Origin of the sequence: Pseudomonas sp. 24 E 13 (assembly GCF_900004715.1) — a bacterium.
GTDB lineage: Bacteria > Pseudomonadota > Gammaproteobacteria > Pseudomonadales > Pseudomonadaceae > Aquipseudomonas > Aquipseudomonas orientalis_A.
Genome location: NZ_CVTO01000150.1, coordinates 181,310 through 194,985 on the forward strand (window position 1 = coordinate 181,310; position 13,676 = coordinate 194,985).

At 51.7% G+C, this 13,676-nt stretch carries 11 protein-coding genes; 4 read left to right on the forward strand and 7 right to left on the reverse strand.

Going from position 1 to position 13,676, the window contains the following annotated elements:
* Positions 1 to 638: 638 nt before the first annotated feature.
* From BFP90_RS22335 to BFP90_RS22360, 6 genes are all read right to left on the reverse strand, one after another.
* Entirely contained in the window at positions 639 to 1,964 is a 1,326-nt protein-coding gene (locus BFP90_RS22335) for a hypothetical protein (protein ID WP_041931474.1), read from the reverse strand.
* Positions 1,965 to 2,467: 503 nt separating this feature from the next.
* The gene (locus tag BFP90_RS22340; protein WP_015372122.1) at positions 2,468 to 2,944 is read right to left on the reverse strand and encodes an aromatic-ring-hydroxylating dioxygenase subunit beta; all 477 of its coding nucleotides are present in this window, start codon (positions 2,942 to 2,944) and stop codon (positions 2,468 to 2,470) included.
* A complete protein-coding gene (locus BFP90_RS22345) occupies positions 2,945 to 4,228 on the reverse strand; it encodes an aromatic ring-hydroxylating oxygenase subunit alpha (protein WP_015372123.1) in 1,284 nt (427 codons plus the stop codon).
* Positions 4,229 to 4,393: 165 nt separating this feature from the next.
* A complete protein-coding gene (locus BFP90_RS22350) occupies positions 4,394 to 5,818 on the reverse strand; it encodes an APC family permease (RefSeq protein ID WP_065892723.1) in 1,425 nt (474 codons plus the stop codon).
* 590 nt (positions 5,819 to 6,408) lie between these two features.
* Positions 6,409 to 7,509, reverse strand: a complete 1,101-nt coding sequence (locus BFP90_RS22355) for an amidase (RefSeq protein WP_065892722.1) — start codon at positions 7,507 to 7,509, stop codon at positions 6,409 to 6,411.
* Positions 7,506 to 8,012 carry a nuclear transport factor 2 family protein gene (locus BFP90_RS22360; protein WP_065892721.1) on the reverse strand — a complete coding sequence of 169 codons (507 nt, stop codon included), beginning with the start codon at positions 8,010 to 8,012 and terminating at the stop codon, positions 7,506 to 7,508. The genes BFP90_RS22355 and BFP90_RS22360 overlap by 4 nt, the downstream gene beginning before the upstream one ends.
* A 483-nt stretch (positions 8,013 to 8,495) precedes the next feature.
* On the opposite strand from BFP90_RS22360, the gene BFP90_RS22365 reads away from it, so the two are divergent.
* The 4 genes from BFP90_RS22365 to BFP90_RS22380 all read left to right on the forward strand — a co-directional run bounded on the left by BFP90_RS22365 (position 8,496) and on the right by BFP90_RS22380 (position 12,740).
* A complete protein-coding gene (locus BFP90_RS22365; protein ID WP_015372127.1) occupies positions 8,496 to 9,635 on the forward strand; it encodes a tyramine oxidase subunit B in 1,140 nt (379 codons plus the stop codon).
* A gap of 53 nt (positions 9,636 to 9,688) precedes the next feature.
* The gene (locus tag BFP90_RS22370) at positions 9,689 to 10,129 is read left to right on the forward strand and encodes a Rid family hydrolase (RefSeq protein WP_065898002.1); all 441 of its coding nucleotides are present in this window, start codon (positions 9,689 to 9,691) and stop codon (positions 10,127 to 10,129) included.
* 71 nt (positions 10,130 to 10,200) lie between these two features.
* Positions 10,201 to 11,505 carry an NAD(P)/FAD-dependent oxidoreductase gene (locus tag BFP90_RS22375; protein ID WP_015372128.1) on the forward strand — a complete coding sequence of 435 codons (1,305 nt, stop codon included), beginning with the start codon at positions 10,201 to 10,203 and terminating at the stop codon, positions 11,503 to 11,505.
* Between the two features lie 236 nt (positions 11,506 to 11,741).
* Entirely contained in the window at positions 11,742 to 12,740 is a 999-nt protein-coding gene (locus BFP90_RS22380) for a LysR family transcriptional regulator (RefSeq protein WP_236277690.1), read from the forward strand.
* Here BFP90_RS22380 and BFP90_RS22385 read toward each other — a convergent pair.
* On the reverse strand, positions 12,724 to 13,356 hold the full coding sequence (locus BFP90_RS22385) for a TetR/AcrR family transcriptional regulator (protein WP_015372130.1): 633 nt from the start codon (positions 13,354 to 13,356) through the stop codon (positions 12,724 to 12,726). The two genes, BFP90_RS22380 and BFP90_RS22385, sit on opposite strands and share 17 nt — an antisense overlap.
* Between the last annotated feature and the right edge of the window lie 320 nt (positions 13,357 to 13,676).

Here is a 13,676-nt window from a genome sequence, read left to right on the forward strand (position 1 = left end):
TCGCTCCTACAGTGGCATGAGGTTTGGGTCAAATCAGAAACGATCGAAGCGATACGCGCTCGGACAAGTAGATCAAGTCTATGTTTGTGGTAGTGGACATTATTATTCTCGACTGAAGGAGGTATCGACTGCTCCCACGCTATCGAGGTCGAGTATCGGCGTGCGGTTGGTGACGGTATTGTAAATTTCGGACATCAAGCTTCAAGCCGGCCCTCGGCGTTGGCGCGAAATGATGCTCGATGTCGCGGCGACGCTGTCAGGAAAGTCGATGGGGCTAAAATCGTGAGTGCTCCAGACGAAATAGTCTTGGGAAACGCAACGCCAGAATAAAGCGGCCAAGAACCGCTCAAAAAGAGTGGCTGTCTAAAAAGGGTGCCCTCGGGAACGAGGGCACCTCCACCAAGGAGCAAAAGTGGAAACTATTCCAGGCGCACGGATGAAACGCTCTGCCGGTTTCTAGTGCTGACTGCGTTATTTACGTCATGCTTTTCTTTGATCAAGCTAGATCTCGCAAGAAGTACAGAACGTTTGCCAGGCAAAACTCGGCGATCCGACGGTGAGCTATGGCGTGTGCAGGGATACAACTTTATCTAAACGGCGAGGAACAAAAACAGGTGACATCAGTCACCTGCCAGGTATCAAAATGTCGTAGAAAACACCAACTGGGTGTACACATTTGTATCGTTGTTACCCAACTGCGTCCCCCCCTTCTCTGCGCTCTTGTCTGGCTGGTAGATGCCTAACAACGGCAAAACGGTCAAGTGCTGATTAACGCGCCATTCGGCATACAAGTCGATTTCATGACCATCGGTGTTACTCACGTTACGATCGATGGTGTCGTAATTAAAGTACATGGCTCCGAGGGTCAGGCTTTCCAAAGGATTGACCTTGAACGTAACATTCTGGATACGAGCGTTATTGTTGAAGGGGCCGGCATAGTTACTGGCCACTTCACCCTGGAACCATGTGCCGTAGCCACGACCCGTCCCATAAAACAAGGTGTCATAACCTTCTGAAAAGCGGCTGTAGCGATAGCTGGCGCTCGGCCTCCACGGAGCATCAGCAAAGGTCCACCCTGCTTCCAGATACCAAGCGTCCTCATTCGCCGCATTCGGTTTGTTTTGCCTGGCGTATTCACCCGACAAAAACAGGTTTTCCACGCCAGCATTACCCACTGCGCGCACGCTGTAGGTCTTCATGCCTTCACGCTCAAGCTGCAGGGGCGAAGCGTACTGTTCAGCGATTTTCGTGGTGTTGATGTACGTCAGGCCAACCGTACCGGCTGCAGCCACGTGTTCCAGCGTACCGACGTACATCTCGGTATTGGCCTGAGAGGGGTTATCGGATTTAAGCCACATCAGATCGCCACGCCAGCCCTCTTTACCGCCAATGCGCAACACGGCTGTCTTATCGAACGCTTTGCGGGCAGCCACGTAGAAAGCACCTCCACGATTGTACTGTCCGTCGCCGAGGCCGCGACCTGCACTGAAGGCATCGCCCTGAATAAGGAAGCCGTCGCCCACTGCAATATTCTGTCGACCGAATGAAAAGTCGATGCCGTCTTTGCCAAGGACTTCAACCAGGTTGCCCGAGCGCCATCCCAAATAAGCATCTTCAATCTTGGTGGTGCGCTCAGATCCATCAGTGTAGCCAGCAGCGTCCCCGTCCCCCCAAGTGGCCGAACTGACCAGTGAGAAGGCACCATAGGCCGTCCCTGCGCCTCGCAATCCCTGATCGCCGCTCACGCCGTACTTGATGTAGCCCTCTCGCCATGAGGACGCCCCCTGTGTTAACCGGCCAGAGGCTGGATAACTTTCACGACTGTGGAAAACGCCAAAAACCGCATCCAAGTTAGCATTGAGATGGGTGTCATCTCGGGAAAAAAGCTCATAAGCGCCCGCGGGAGTTGTTGCATTGAACAGTGCAGCGAGGGTACAAAAGTGAAGCAGGGAATATCGACGCATGGTTGCATTTCCATTTTTTTTATTGGGTTAAGCGATACATTAAATGGGCTATTCCTCACCTGCATTTAAATGCCGCCAGGATTCTGCAGTCGTTGGGGTAGTCAATGCCAGCTACCGATTAATAGTTGCGCAGTCTATGCTTTAAACATCTGTTGCGTTTTTTTAAATCTTCACCTCCTCGCGATATCTTGCTTGAATACCTCTCTAGCAGGCCTAACATGAGCATTATTATCTGTACAACAATCGAGTCTGACGTGCTTTTTCTGTAGAGCCTGTGCCACGTATAAGAAGGGCTAAAAATTTGAGTATGCTGACCCGACAGAAAACACCCGCCTCTACAGAGACTGATATTTAAATCTATAACCGACACCCTCAGTAGACCCTGTTCAACCCCGACAAAGTGCCTTCCGATCAAAACGCTTGGCGAGTGTCAGAAGGCACCACTGTTATAGTCGGCAGAAACAGTTCGGACACTCCTCGTCTTCGGCACCCGAACTGTTAACTTAAAGTATATAACCTATCCCAGCGAGCGCGTCGTCAGCGTTGATCAAACGAATCAACTTACGCTGAATCTTGAAAGTGTCACTGACGCGTTCAAGCTCGTAGACGATGTCCGCGCTGTAATGTTTGAGCGAGTCCTTACGGAACTCGCGCACGTTTTGCGCGCAACGGACCGTCACTTTTTCATCGCTTTCGAACAGCACACGAAAACGTGACAGGGTGCGCACGGTACGCGGCTGCGGGCTGGTGGAAATCGAATCACCTCCGGTCAGACGCTGGATTCGTAACTGACGCATGTGATGATTGTCATAGGCGTAGTTGAGGGTGTTTTCGAAGTCTTCTTCCTTGGGATTGATCGGGATAATGTAAGTACCCTTTTCGTTCCACAGGCTCAACCAGGTGTCGAATTCGCCATGGTCGAGCATGTCGCCTTCAGCCCAGATAAAAGCGGTGACTTGGTTCAGTAATTGCAGGTTCATTTACTTAGTCTCTGCCGTCATCATCTTTTTCCACTGCTGGTAAGCAGCGCGCATGCCGGTCTCGGCGCTTACGTCGCTGACCAGCCCGTCTTCGGTCGGTTTCTCACCCGGCAGGCCACGGTTCAACATGATCCACAGGTCTTCGCCAGCACTGGCGCCTTTCTGCACACGCTCCCAGGCTTCGGAATCGTCCGGAGTACCAAAGCCCATCGGACCCTGGAAGTGCTCATGCAAACGCAGGCGGTAGCGGTTGGCTATAGCAGGGCCGCCGTCCATGGTGATTACCGAGTGATGAATTTCTGTTTCTGTCACCGATATCGGTTGCAGCGCGCGGAAAAACGCCATGGAACAGGCAACGTTGGGGAACAGGTTAAGATTGAAACCCGAGCCACCGACAGCACGAACAATACGGCGCACTTGCTGCTCTTCGATACCGTCTTCGCGCAATTGCGCAGCAAGCTCCTCGAAGCGCTCCGGAATCGGTTTGTCGAGATCGGCTTCAAGATCCACCAGGTCGGGGATCATCACCATTACGCTGTGCCCGTTACCAAGGTCTTCGACGTAACCCGGCCCTTCAACGAAGTCGAACAGTTTGAGGGTTTGCTCATCAACCGATGCCAGGAATGACTTGTGCACCAGAGGGAAGTGGTAAGCGTCTGTGGTATTTTCCAGCTGGATTTTCCAGTTGCCCGGAAAGCGAAAACGGTGCTCGCCTGGGACCTTGATCGGGTAACCGGCGCCCTGCTTCATGAAAAGGTCGATCCATTTCTTGGCAGGCCCGAGGAAGTCGACCAATGGTTCGATGTCATCCTTGAGCGTGGCAAACAGCATGCCCGCGTATTCTTCAACACGCAGGCTGACCAGAGGCAGCTCGCCCTTATCCAGGCAATCACCGTAGCTTTCAGGGCTCGGCACACCACGCAGTGAACCATCCAGCGCGTAACTCCAGCCGTGATATGGGCAGACAAAGCTGTTGGTCTTGCCCTTCTTGTGTTCGCATACCGTAGCGCCGCGATGGCGGCAGCGGTTGAGGTGCACATGGACCTGTTTCTTGCGGTCGCGCACCACGATCACCGGCTGCTTGCCGATGTAGGTGCTTTTGTAGCTGCCCGCCTCCGGGATCTCGCTGACGTGCGCGACCCAGACCCAGGTACTGTAGAAAATCTTTTCCAGTTCCATGTCAAACAGCTTGGCGTCGGTGTACAACGAGGTGTGCACGCGGTCGTGCTTGACCAAGCTTGCGGGCTCCATATCAAACCCGACAACGTTAATTAAATCGCTCACAATTAATTACCTTTCTATCGCAATGTGACGAGAGTCATTTTTAAATAACCTTAAGCCCGCACCCACAGCTCATCAACCGCCGACCGCGAGAGGTTTATTGTTTTAAAGACAACAAGCGTAAGCCCACCTGGATCAAGCTTAACGGCGGTTTAGGTAAGGCCTATATCATTTGATCCCGGAGGAGTCAGCTTTCCTGAAGCGCCCCTTGATTATCCCGTAGAGAAACAAGACAACCAGAAGTAATGGAGTGCCATTGACCCAGGCAGATTCACTGCCCGTTAGCATGCCGTAATTATCGTAGATAAGATAAACGGCAGTACTAAGACCCGCCAGTGCGATGAGTGGGCAGAGTAATGTTTTAAAATACCGTTTATCGTTGGCTTTTTTGAAGTGAACGACGACCCCCAATGTGACAAATGTCTGAAGCCCTATCAATCCAAGCGTCGACAATGCCACCGTTACGGGAAACAAAAATACAAAGGCGTCATAGCCCAGGGAGGAAGAGACGATAATGGTCAGCGCAACGAGCACGGTTACAAGAAGACTAGCATTGGCTGGAGATTTTTTCGTTTCATGAACATGTGAAAGCACATTCGGCAAGTGTCTGTCTTTGGCCAAAACTTGAACATAGCGCGTCGCAGCATTATGCAGTGACAACAAACAGCAAAAGTTGCTGGTGCAGAGCATGAGGGAAACAATCGTCGCCATCGTGCTACCCAGACGAGTCGTGAACAGATTAATGACCAACCCGCCCTTCGCTATTGCTGCCTCGTCCTTGATGGAGTCAAACCCAACCTCACCGATGATCAGCCAGATAATGATCAAGTAGGCGACGCCTACCAAAACGACCGCCAAACGAGTGGCATGCGGAATGGTTTTTGCTGGCTTCCTGGCTTCCATCGCATAAAGCGCGGCGGACTCGACACCGAGGAATGATGCCAGCGCCACCATGAGCCCAACCCCCAGCCCCGGCAACATTATTGCGTCTACCGAGATGGCTTGAACCGGGAGGGCGTTAAGACCTTTATCCAAGAATATGGAAATACCCAGTAGAAAAAGCACAAAGAACTCTGCAAGCACCAAAGGCACGAGGATCTTTGCGGCAAAATCAATATTCGCCCGACCCAGGTAACAGATCGCCCCCACATATAAGACGGTCCATGCTGCCCAGCCGATATCAATACCAAACCCTTGCAGGGTCATATTCGTGTAATACCCGGACGCCACAGCAATCGCCGTGGTAATCGCCAGATAAGAGGCTAAGGCAACCCATGCCGCCCCCGCTCCTACGCCCCGTCCAAAGATCACCGTGAGGTATTTGTAAAATGCGCCGGCCCCCGGGATCGCCCGGATTAATTCGCCATACCCTATCGAGAAAAAAATCATCAGAATTCCTGCCAGCAGGAATGCTCCGGCAAGGCCAGCGCCATTACCGTGCTCAAAAGCAATAGGGGCTGCGGTGAGAACCGCCCCTAACGGTCCTGCGGCTGCAATCACCAATAACGCGATTTTATAAGCACTTAGATTACCTTCTAATTGCTGGCCGCCTGCAGGCACATCTGCAGATAGGGGCTCGGATAGCTCTGTCATCCCAATTCTCCACTCTAATTATTTTATGAATAACGGAAATAAATCGATGCAGCAGCATCCTTGCGGACCAACGCGAGCGCTCCTCAAGCGCAAGCAATACCTGCGCGCTGCCCCTGAAAACCGCAGCCTGGCTATTCTTTATATCGCTCTCCACTCGTTGCCAAGTTCACCAAACGCTTATCTTGCCAAAAGGCGGGTACTCAGGAACTTGTCTTCGATGACACGATTCATGACGCCTATTCAATGAGGCATCAATGTGCAGTGTATATTCCTGGCCGTGGCAATCGGATTGAATCTGGTTCAAGCGTATCCTTCTAATTGTCGGCGCGATGTAGATTGCGCATCACATGTCGCCGGCTTCATAGCGGTGTACGGCCTACCGGTATCCTTGCAGTACTTCGCCGCGGAAACGATGACACCGTAAGCGACATTCGTTGTACAGATTGCAACGCTGCAACCTTTTGGGTGACATCCCTGATCAGGTCCTTGGTCGCCCGAGAAGGAACTGAGTCACTTTTTGCTTGCACCGCCTGCTGATTGCACCGCCTGACCCGCGTGCTTGCTGCGCTCGATGACGAACGCTGATTTATTCAAAGGAACGCACCAGCAATGGCACACAGACGTGCATCGTCACCCTTTGCTCCGATGAGTTGCAGGCCGGTTTTAATGGAGGAACCCGGATAGGGAATTGGCACACTCAATGCAGGGTGCCCGCTCAAGTTGAACGGCCTGAGGAAGCGCGTCAGATCGATCACCGATTCACCCTTGCACACATCGACCAATAGCGGTGGCAGACGAGGCAAACTCGGAAGGACGAGTGTATCGAAGCGTTCCAGCAAATGGTCTACCTGTTCGCTGAATGCCATGCGCACCGCATTCGCTGCTTGTACGGCCACGGCATCAGTGTCGGCCGCACGCAGTAACCTCGCCTCAATATCGGCACCCAGTAAAGCCTGGCCGGTGTAATGACTATAAGCAGCCCACGTTTCAGCATTAATGACGGTCAATGCAGCTTCGAATGCCTGATCAAGAAGCGGCAGCGTGACGACTTCCCAGGCCCAGCCGCGACGATTCATCTCGTTCCGTATGGCTTGCTCAATCGCAGGATCGCAAGAGACATTGACTAAACCTACCCGAAATTTCCCGAGAGGCTTATGCGCCGAGAAAGTTGAGTCCATTGAAGTCATCGCGGCCACGAGCGTCTCGAGATCACGAGCCATGGGTCCTACAACATCAAGAGAACTGGAGGCCGGATACACACCGTGACGACTCAAACGACCGAACGATGGCTTGAGACCCAAGACCCCACAGCAAGCAGCCGGCATGCGCACAGAACCTCCTGTATCAGTACCCAATGCCACATCCACATTTCCCTGAGCAACGATGACCGCTGAGCCACTGGAAGAGCCACCAGGTATCCGATCTGGTGCCTGTGGATTAACTGGCGTTCCAGCCCACTCGTTGATACCGGTCACACCGAAAGCCAGCTCATGCAGCACAGTCTTGCCAATGATTTGCCAACCATCGTCGAGAAGCGCCTTCACAACAGTTGCATGGTTTTGGGCTGGCGGGGCGTGTTCGAAAGCACGACTCCCACACCGTGTTGGCCAACCTGCCACATCCAAAGAATCCTTGATGGCGACCGTCCGACCTGGCCCCCCGATGCAACCTTCAATGACCAGCGGGCTCACAGTGACGCCCCCTGGACATTCTCGAGACGAAAGGCATCAACGCGTTCAGTTGAAAAAGAGGAGATGCGCCAGGCGTCTGCCTCCCAGAGAAATTCCACGCTGAGGGCGGCGACAATTGATCCTGATTGGCCAGACTCGTAGCGACTGAGTTGCTGCATTACCCATCGGCCTTTGGCTTGAAAACCATCGACAGATATCTGCTCACCGGAAAGAAAGTGCATATTTGACAGAAAGTGTGGAGCCGGCGGCAGGTAACTCATGAGCATCGCCACTATCGCTTTGCGTCCGCCTACACGACCAAACTTAAGGGCATACCGAGAACCGACCCCCTGCCAAACTGCGTCCTGGCAGAACAATTGGCCCAGCTCGCTTTCACGTGTTTCAGGCCCGGGAACGTCGCACAAAAACATATACCGATTCAGTAAATGGCGAACCGTAGATTCGGCCTCAAGTACCCGAATACGCTCTTCCAGCAGGGAAATGTCAGAAATGGGGGAAATCATGAAAAGGCTCCTGTCGAATCTGCAAAAACAAGACAAGGAAATTACTGACATAGAAATCGGGCCACAATCACAGCAACCAGGGATCATGTTGCTTTTTAGGCAATGATGTTGATCGGTGCTTGACCGGAATAGCCGCTATACCCCGCTAGCGCAAGCGTTGTCATTACCACAACAAGTGTCGCCTCGAATGTCATCGAGTTCAAAAAAACGAACTGTAGGATAAGCGTGGTCTGTTACCTAGTTTAGCTTGAGCGCCAGAACTCATGCCGAATGCTCCAAGGCTGATTTGGAGCAGTTAAGCGCCGAAAAAAGCGCATAACCGTCATGGCTCACCCGATTATTCGAAGGCCCTGCGATTTGGACCGTTCGATTCAGAATGACAACGGCGTTGAGGGTTAGAGCGCAACCGGTCAGATCACGTCCCCGCTGAGAAAGGTTCGTATCAGCGGCAAGAGCAGTATTTCAAAATGAGCATCAACGACTATGCACAACTTACCAAATATTGATTTCATTTACCTCTCCGAACCGGACATGATTCAGGCGGGCGTCACCAATATGGCAGCCTGTGTTGACACGATGGAAGAAATGTTTTCCCTGATGTACCACGGCGACTACAGGATGGCAGGTCCCAATAACAACTCCCACGGATCTGTGGTGGTATTTCCCGAAGACTCACCTTTTCCGGACATGCCCAAACCTACCCCCGATCGACGCTTCATGGCGATGCCTGCGTACCTTGGCGGTCAATTTCGAACAGCCGGGATGAAATGGTACGGATCCAACATCGCGAATAGAGAGAAGGGCCTCCCCCGCTCCATCCTTCTGTTCGTACTCAACGATGCCGATACGGGCGCTCCTCTGGCAATCATGTCAGCGAATCTTCTTTCTGCTTATCGAACAGGCGCCGTGCCTGGCGTAGGCGCCCGCCATCTGGCCAAAAAGAATTCGAAGGTGGTTGGCATCCTGGGTCCAGGTGTGATGGCGAAGACCTCACTTTCGGCATTCGTTGCCGAATGTCCTGAGATTGACACAGTTAAAGTCAAAGGACGCGGCCAAAAAAATATCGATGCGTTTACATCGTGGGTTCGTGAGACTTTTCCGCAGATTGTCAACATTCATGTGGTTGACACCAACGAAGCTGTGGTACGCGACTGTGACATCGTCACATTCTGCAATTCCGGAGCAATTGGCGATGCCTCTGCCTATCCTGTGGTGAAGCGTGAATGGTTAAGCCCTGGTACGTTTCTGTCCATGCCCGCCTTGACGAGTATCGATGAAGGCATGCAGTCACCCGACATCCGCAAGGTTCTGGACAATCCTTCTCTCTACCAGGCATGGCATGAAGAAAATCCCAAGCCAGTGCACAACATCGTGCCAGTAGTGGGCATCCAATTCCTGGATCTGATAGACGAAGGAAAAATGTCACCTGACCAGCTCGAGGATCTGGGCAAGATTGTTGTCGGTGAAGCACCTGGCCGCAAAAACGACGATGAAATCATCATCATGTCCGTCGGCGGTATGCCGGTAGAAGACGTTGCGTGGGGCACCGTGATTTATCGCAATGCCTGCGAAAAAGGCATAGGCGTCAAACTTAATCTCTGGGAAACCCCAACGCTAAGTTGATCCCGCACGGCCACCGCGCCTTCTGAGTTTTCATTGAATACCGGACACTCCACATGAAAGAAGTTATCGACGTTATTAAAGTTAAAACCGGATCCAAGTTTGAGGAGCTGGGTAGCTATTCGCGCCTCATCGCCGTCGGCGATCTGATTTTCGTATCCAATACCGCCGGCCGCAATCCCGCCACAAAGGAAATGCCCGAAGACCCGGCTGAGCAGACCCTTCAAGTCTTGGCCAATATAGAACATGCCCTTTCGGCCGTTGACGCTTCGCTTGGCGATATCGTTGCCGCGCGCGTGTTCATACCGTTTGCGAAGGACATAGATATCGTAATGGCCACCTACGCAGAAAAAATGCGCGGTATTAATCCAACGCTGACGCTGACCAGCCCTCCTCTGGGATCTGAGATATACAAAATTGAAATTGAAGTCACCGCCTATCGCGGGGTCTCAAAGGCCAATGTCAAAGAAATCACGATTACTCATAACAATACGTGACACTTAGCAGCCTCAGGGCGTAGCGATTCAGTGCACTTTCGATAACGTATACAGTATCAAGGACAAGAAACTTGGCCCCCTCTATCTCTCCCGTTCAGACTTCTGTCGTTCTTCCTGCCGCCACGACAGTGGTGGTGATCGGAGGGGGCATTATCGGACTCACTGCGGCATTGTCGCTGGCAGAACGTGGCATCCCCGTCACAGTACTTGAAAAGGGCCGAATTGCTGGCGAACAATCCTCGCGAAATCTGGGGTGGATCAGGAAAATGGGGCGGGCCAAACTGGACCTCCCTCTTTCAATCGCCGCAGAAAAACTATGGAGCACCATGGCACAACGGCTCAATGCCGATGTTGGCTACAGACAGACGGGTATTTTGTATACCGCCAGCTCAGCCGGGGAAATGGCTTCACATCAAGAATGGTTGAACTCAGTCGCTGATGCCTCGCTCGACTCACGCCTGGTCACGGCGAGAGAAATCGTTGATATTTCTCCAGGGTGCACCGTCGATTGGGCAGGCGGAATTTACACAGCCTCTGATGGCCGAGCAGAACCTACTCTTGCCAGCAGTGCCATCGCACGGGCGGCTATCGCTAAAGGCGTTATCATCGTGGAGAACTGCGCGGTGCGAACGCTATCCATGTCGGCAGGCAGAGTAAGCGGTGTTGTAACCGAGCGGGGGGAAGTGCGTTGCGATAACGTAATCCTTTCCGGCGGCATGTGGTCAAGACGCTTCCTGGCTACCTGCGGTGTTCCCCTGTTGACGTTACCGGTAGTCGCCTCAGTCCTTCGAACGGCTCCTCTGACGATAGAGGGCATGACTGAAGTCGCAGTAGGCACTCCAGATATCTCTTTTCGCAAACACCAGGACGGCGGATACATCATCACGAACCGGGGAGCTTTCATGGTGCCGATCGTACCTGACAGCTTGCTGATCGGGCATCACTACTTTTCCACACTGCGTTCCCAATGGAAAAACATGAATCTTTCCCTGGGACGAGATTTCATGACAGAACTGGCCCTGTCGCGACGCAATTCTGACCAAGGTACCTCTGCTTTCGAGCAGAGACGGACAATAGACCCAAAGGTCAATCACGGACTGAATCGGGCTGCATTACGCAATCTCACTGAAGCTTGGCCCGCTTTTAAAAAAGCCACCATAGAGCTCGAATGGGCTGGCATGATCGATGTAACGCCGGACGGCCTCCCAGTGATATCCCCCGTGGATAAAATCCCGGGCTTGACGCTTGCTTCCGGATTCTCAGGGCATGGTTTTGGCACCTCTCCAGCAGCCGGACAACTGGTCGCTGATCTCGTCACTGGCGACACACCCATAGTTAATCCCGCACCGTATCACCTCAAGCGCCAGCACAGCTGATCAAGCCAGGAAATCAGGGGTACCTCCGCAATCAAGAGCTCCATAGAACGTTAAACGTGCAACCTGGAACCGCAAATTTCGGCGCAGACAGAAACGCCCCTTAGATCAAAAAGCTATAAAAGTATTGTAGGTCACTGACCAAAAAAACTAGCCCGCAGTATTGCTTCCCGGCATTCACTAGCATAGATTCGTCAGCATAATAAAAAACTTGATGATGCGAACCGTGCGAGGCACCCATGATGAATTCCCAAACTGAGCTTCAAGATCAACGCTTCAAGTATCTGTATTTGAGCTCCAGACTGGGAACCATGCGCGCGGCGGCCGAAGAGCTGGAGCTCGCCGTCTCCTCCATCAGTCGACAGATTGCGAAACTGGAGTCCGATCTAGGTATTCAGCTCATACAAGAAGGTACTCACAGGATCTGCCTGACCGCCGCTGGTCAGGCTGCAGTTGATTATTATGTTGAGCGTATGGGTCATCACAATCAACTTTTGAAAAAACTCGGCCAACTCAAAGAAGGATATTTAAATAGAACCAGCATTGCGGTGGGCGAAGGATTACTCAGTACTCAGGCCATAGGTGAGCTTTATCAATTTTTCAAAGCTAACCGACAATCGCACACTGAGCTGTTGATTGCGCCCTCTCACGAAGTTGAGCGAATGGTCGCTGAAGACGAAGCAGACATAGGATTGGTGTTTTCCCCGACCAAGACCACCAACATCAATAGGCTCCATTCTTTCGATCAACCCATGAGAGCTATTGTCCACCCCGACCATCCGCTGGCGGGCAGATCGATACTCAGTCTTCAAGACCTGGCTGAGGAAGATATTGTTCTACCCCCGCCTGAGTACCGGATCAGAGGAATTATTGATCAGTTGCAAAGTGAAAGCAGCGCTCACTTCCAGCCTTACATTACTTCAAACTCACTGAAGATAATGTTGGACCTCACGCGCAATGGCATAGCCTCGACAATACTCAGTGACTTTCCCGTCATTGATGAGTTATGCAACGGTACATTAAAAGCTATTCCTATCGATTATCACGCATTGAATGTAACACAAGTACAAATTATTTCGCGCCAATCCAGGAAGCTGTCCCCTCTTTCGCGTGATTTGGTGCATTACTTGGCAATGGCGATAAACGCACAGATTCGGCGCATCCGTGACTGCACCAGCAGAAATCCCAATAAGATTTTCTTGGTTCGGAAAAATGCCATAGCTACGGCAGTTGACTAGCCTCTTTTTTCTGAGCGATGTTTTCCATGATTCTCCATATGATGGATTTAGCGTCTTGAACTATTCGCTCATAATTCTGCGCATCCGGCCAATCCACCATGTAAAGCACCATAATGCCATCGATGTGTAACAGCACCTGGGTTGCGACCCGCTTGATGGTCTCACGCGATGCATCAGGGTAAACCCTGGTAAGGATTGTCGAAAATTTTCGCCTATTGACTCTGTACAGTTTACGCTGAAAAAGGCGCGCCTCTACATCCCGGAGTGCCATCCCCCAGAGCTCGACGAAGATAGCTGTAACATCCAGTCGCATGAGATCGCTAAACAAATAATCCAACACAGCACACATCTGTTGTTCGGGACTATTATAGGACTCCATCATGATGAGTTTATAATTTTTCAGATAGTCATTTACGGTATACCTGACCATCTCCAAAAATAGTTGATCTTTGGTCGGAAAAAAATATTGAAGATGACTCAGCGACATATCGACTTTTTTAGCCACGCTTCTCATACTGAATCCAGCATTTCCCGAGTCGAGAAATACCATCCTTGCCTCGACCAAAATAGCCGTACGTTTCTCTTCAGTCTTTTGATTGTTTTTAGCAACCCTCATTGAGAATTTCCTTTTTACCTAAAAATTGCAGAAATTATACAACACTCTTAATTCGCCTTAAAGACCATACTTGCTTGTATTCCATACAGGCTAGATATACCTGCCCGGTCAGATGCACTACTGTTTTACCCGATATCGTCATCGTCTCAGCTTAGTGCAGTCGTGGTCCACGACCTAGGGCACGATCAGCAAAAACCAATCCGCCCTAAACGCAAGTGAGACATTGGACGCACCACCTGGATGATTCGCCTTTGTTGCAGCAAGGGCAACAATAGGTACCTCTGCTGTCATTGTCCAACTCGTGACGGTGCGGGATATTA

Excerpts from the sequence above, each read along its gene's own strand:
- BFP90_RS22370 (WP_065898002.1), top strand. The coding sequence starts at position 9,689 with ATGAAAGAAGTTATCGACGTTATTAAAGTTAAAACCGGATCCAAGTTT.
- BFP90_RS22335 (WP_041931474.1), bottom strand. The coding sequence starts at position 1,964 with ATGCGTCGATATTCCCTGCTTCACTTTTGTACCCTCGCTGCACTGTTC.
- BFP90_RS22340 (WP_015372122.1), bottom strand. The coding sequence starts at position 2,944 with ATGAACCTGCAATTACTGAACCAAGTCACCGCTTTTATCTGGGCTGAA.
- BFP90_RS22380 (WP_236277690.1), top strand. The coding sequence starts at position 11,742 with ATGATGAATTCCCAAACTGAGCTTCAAGATCAACGCTTCAAGTATCTG.
- BFP90_RS22350 (WP_065892723.1), bottom strand. The coding sequence starts at position 5,818 with ATGACAGAGCTATCCGAGCCCCTATCTGCAGATGTGCCTGCAGGCGGC.
- BFP90_RS22360 (WP_065892721.1), bottom strand. The coding sequence starts at position 8,012 with ATGATTTCCCCCATTTCTGACATTTCCCTGCTGGAAGAGCGTATTCGG.
- BFP90_RS22365 (WP_015372127.1), top strand. The coding sequence starts at position 8,496 with ATGCACAACTTACCAAATATTGATTTCATTTACCTCTCCGAACCGGAC.
- BFP90_RS22385 (WP_015372130.1), bottom strand. The coding sequence starts at position 13,356 with ATGAGGGTTGCTAAAAACAATCAAAAGACTGAAGAGAAACGTACGGCT.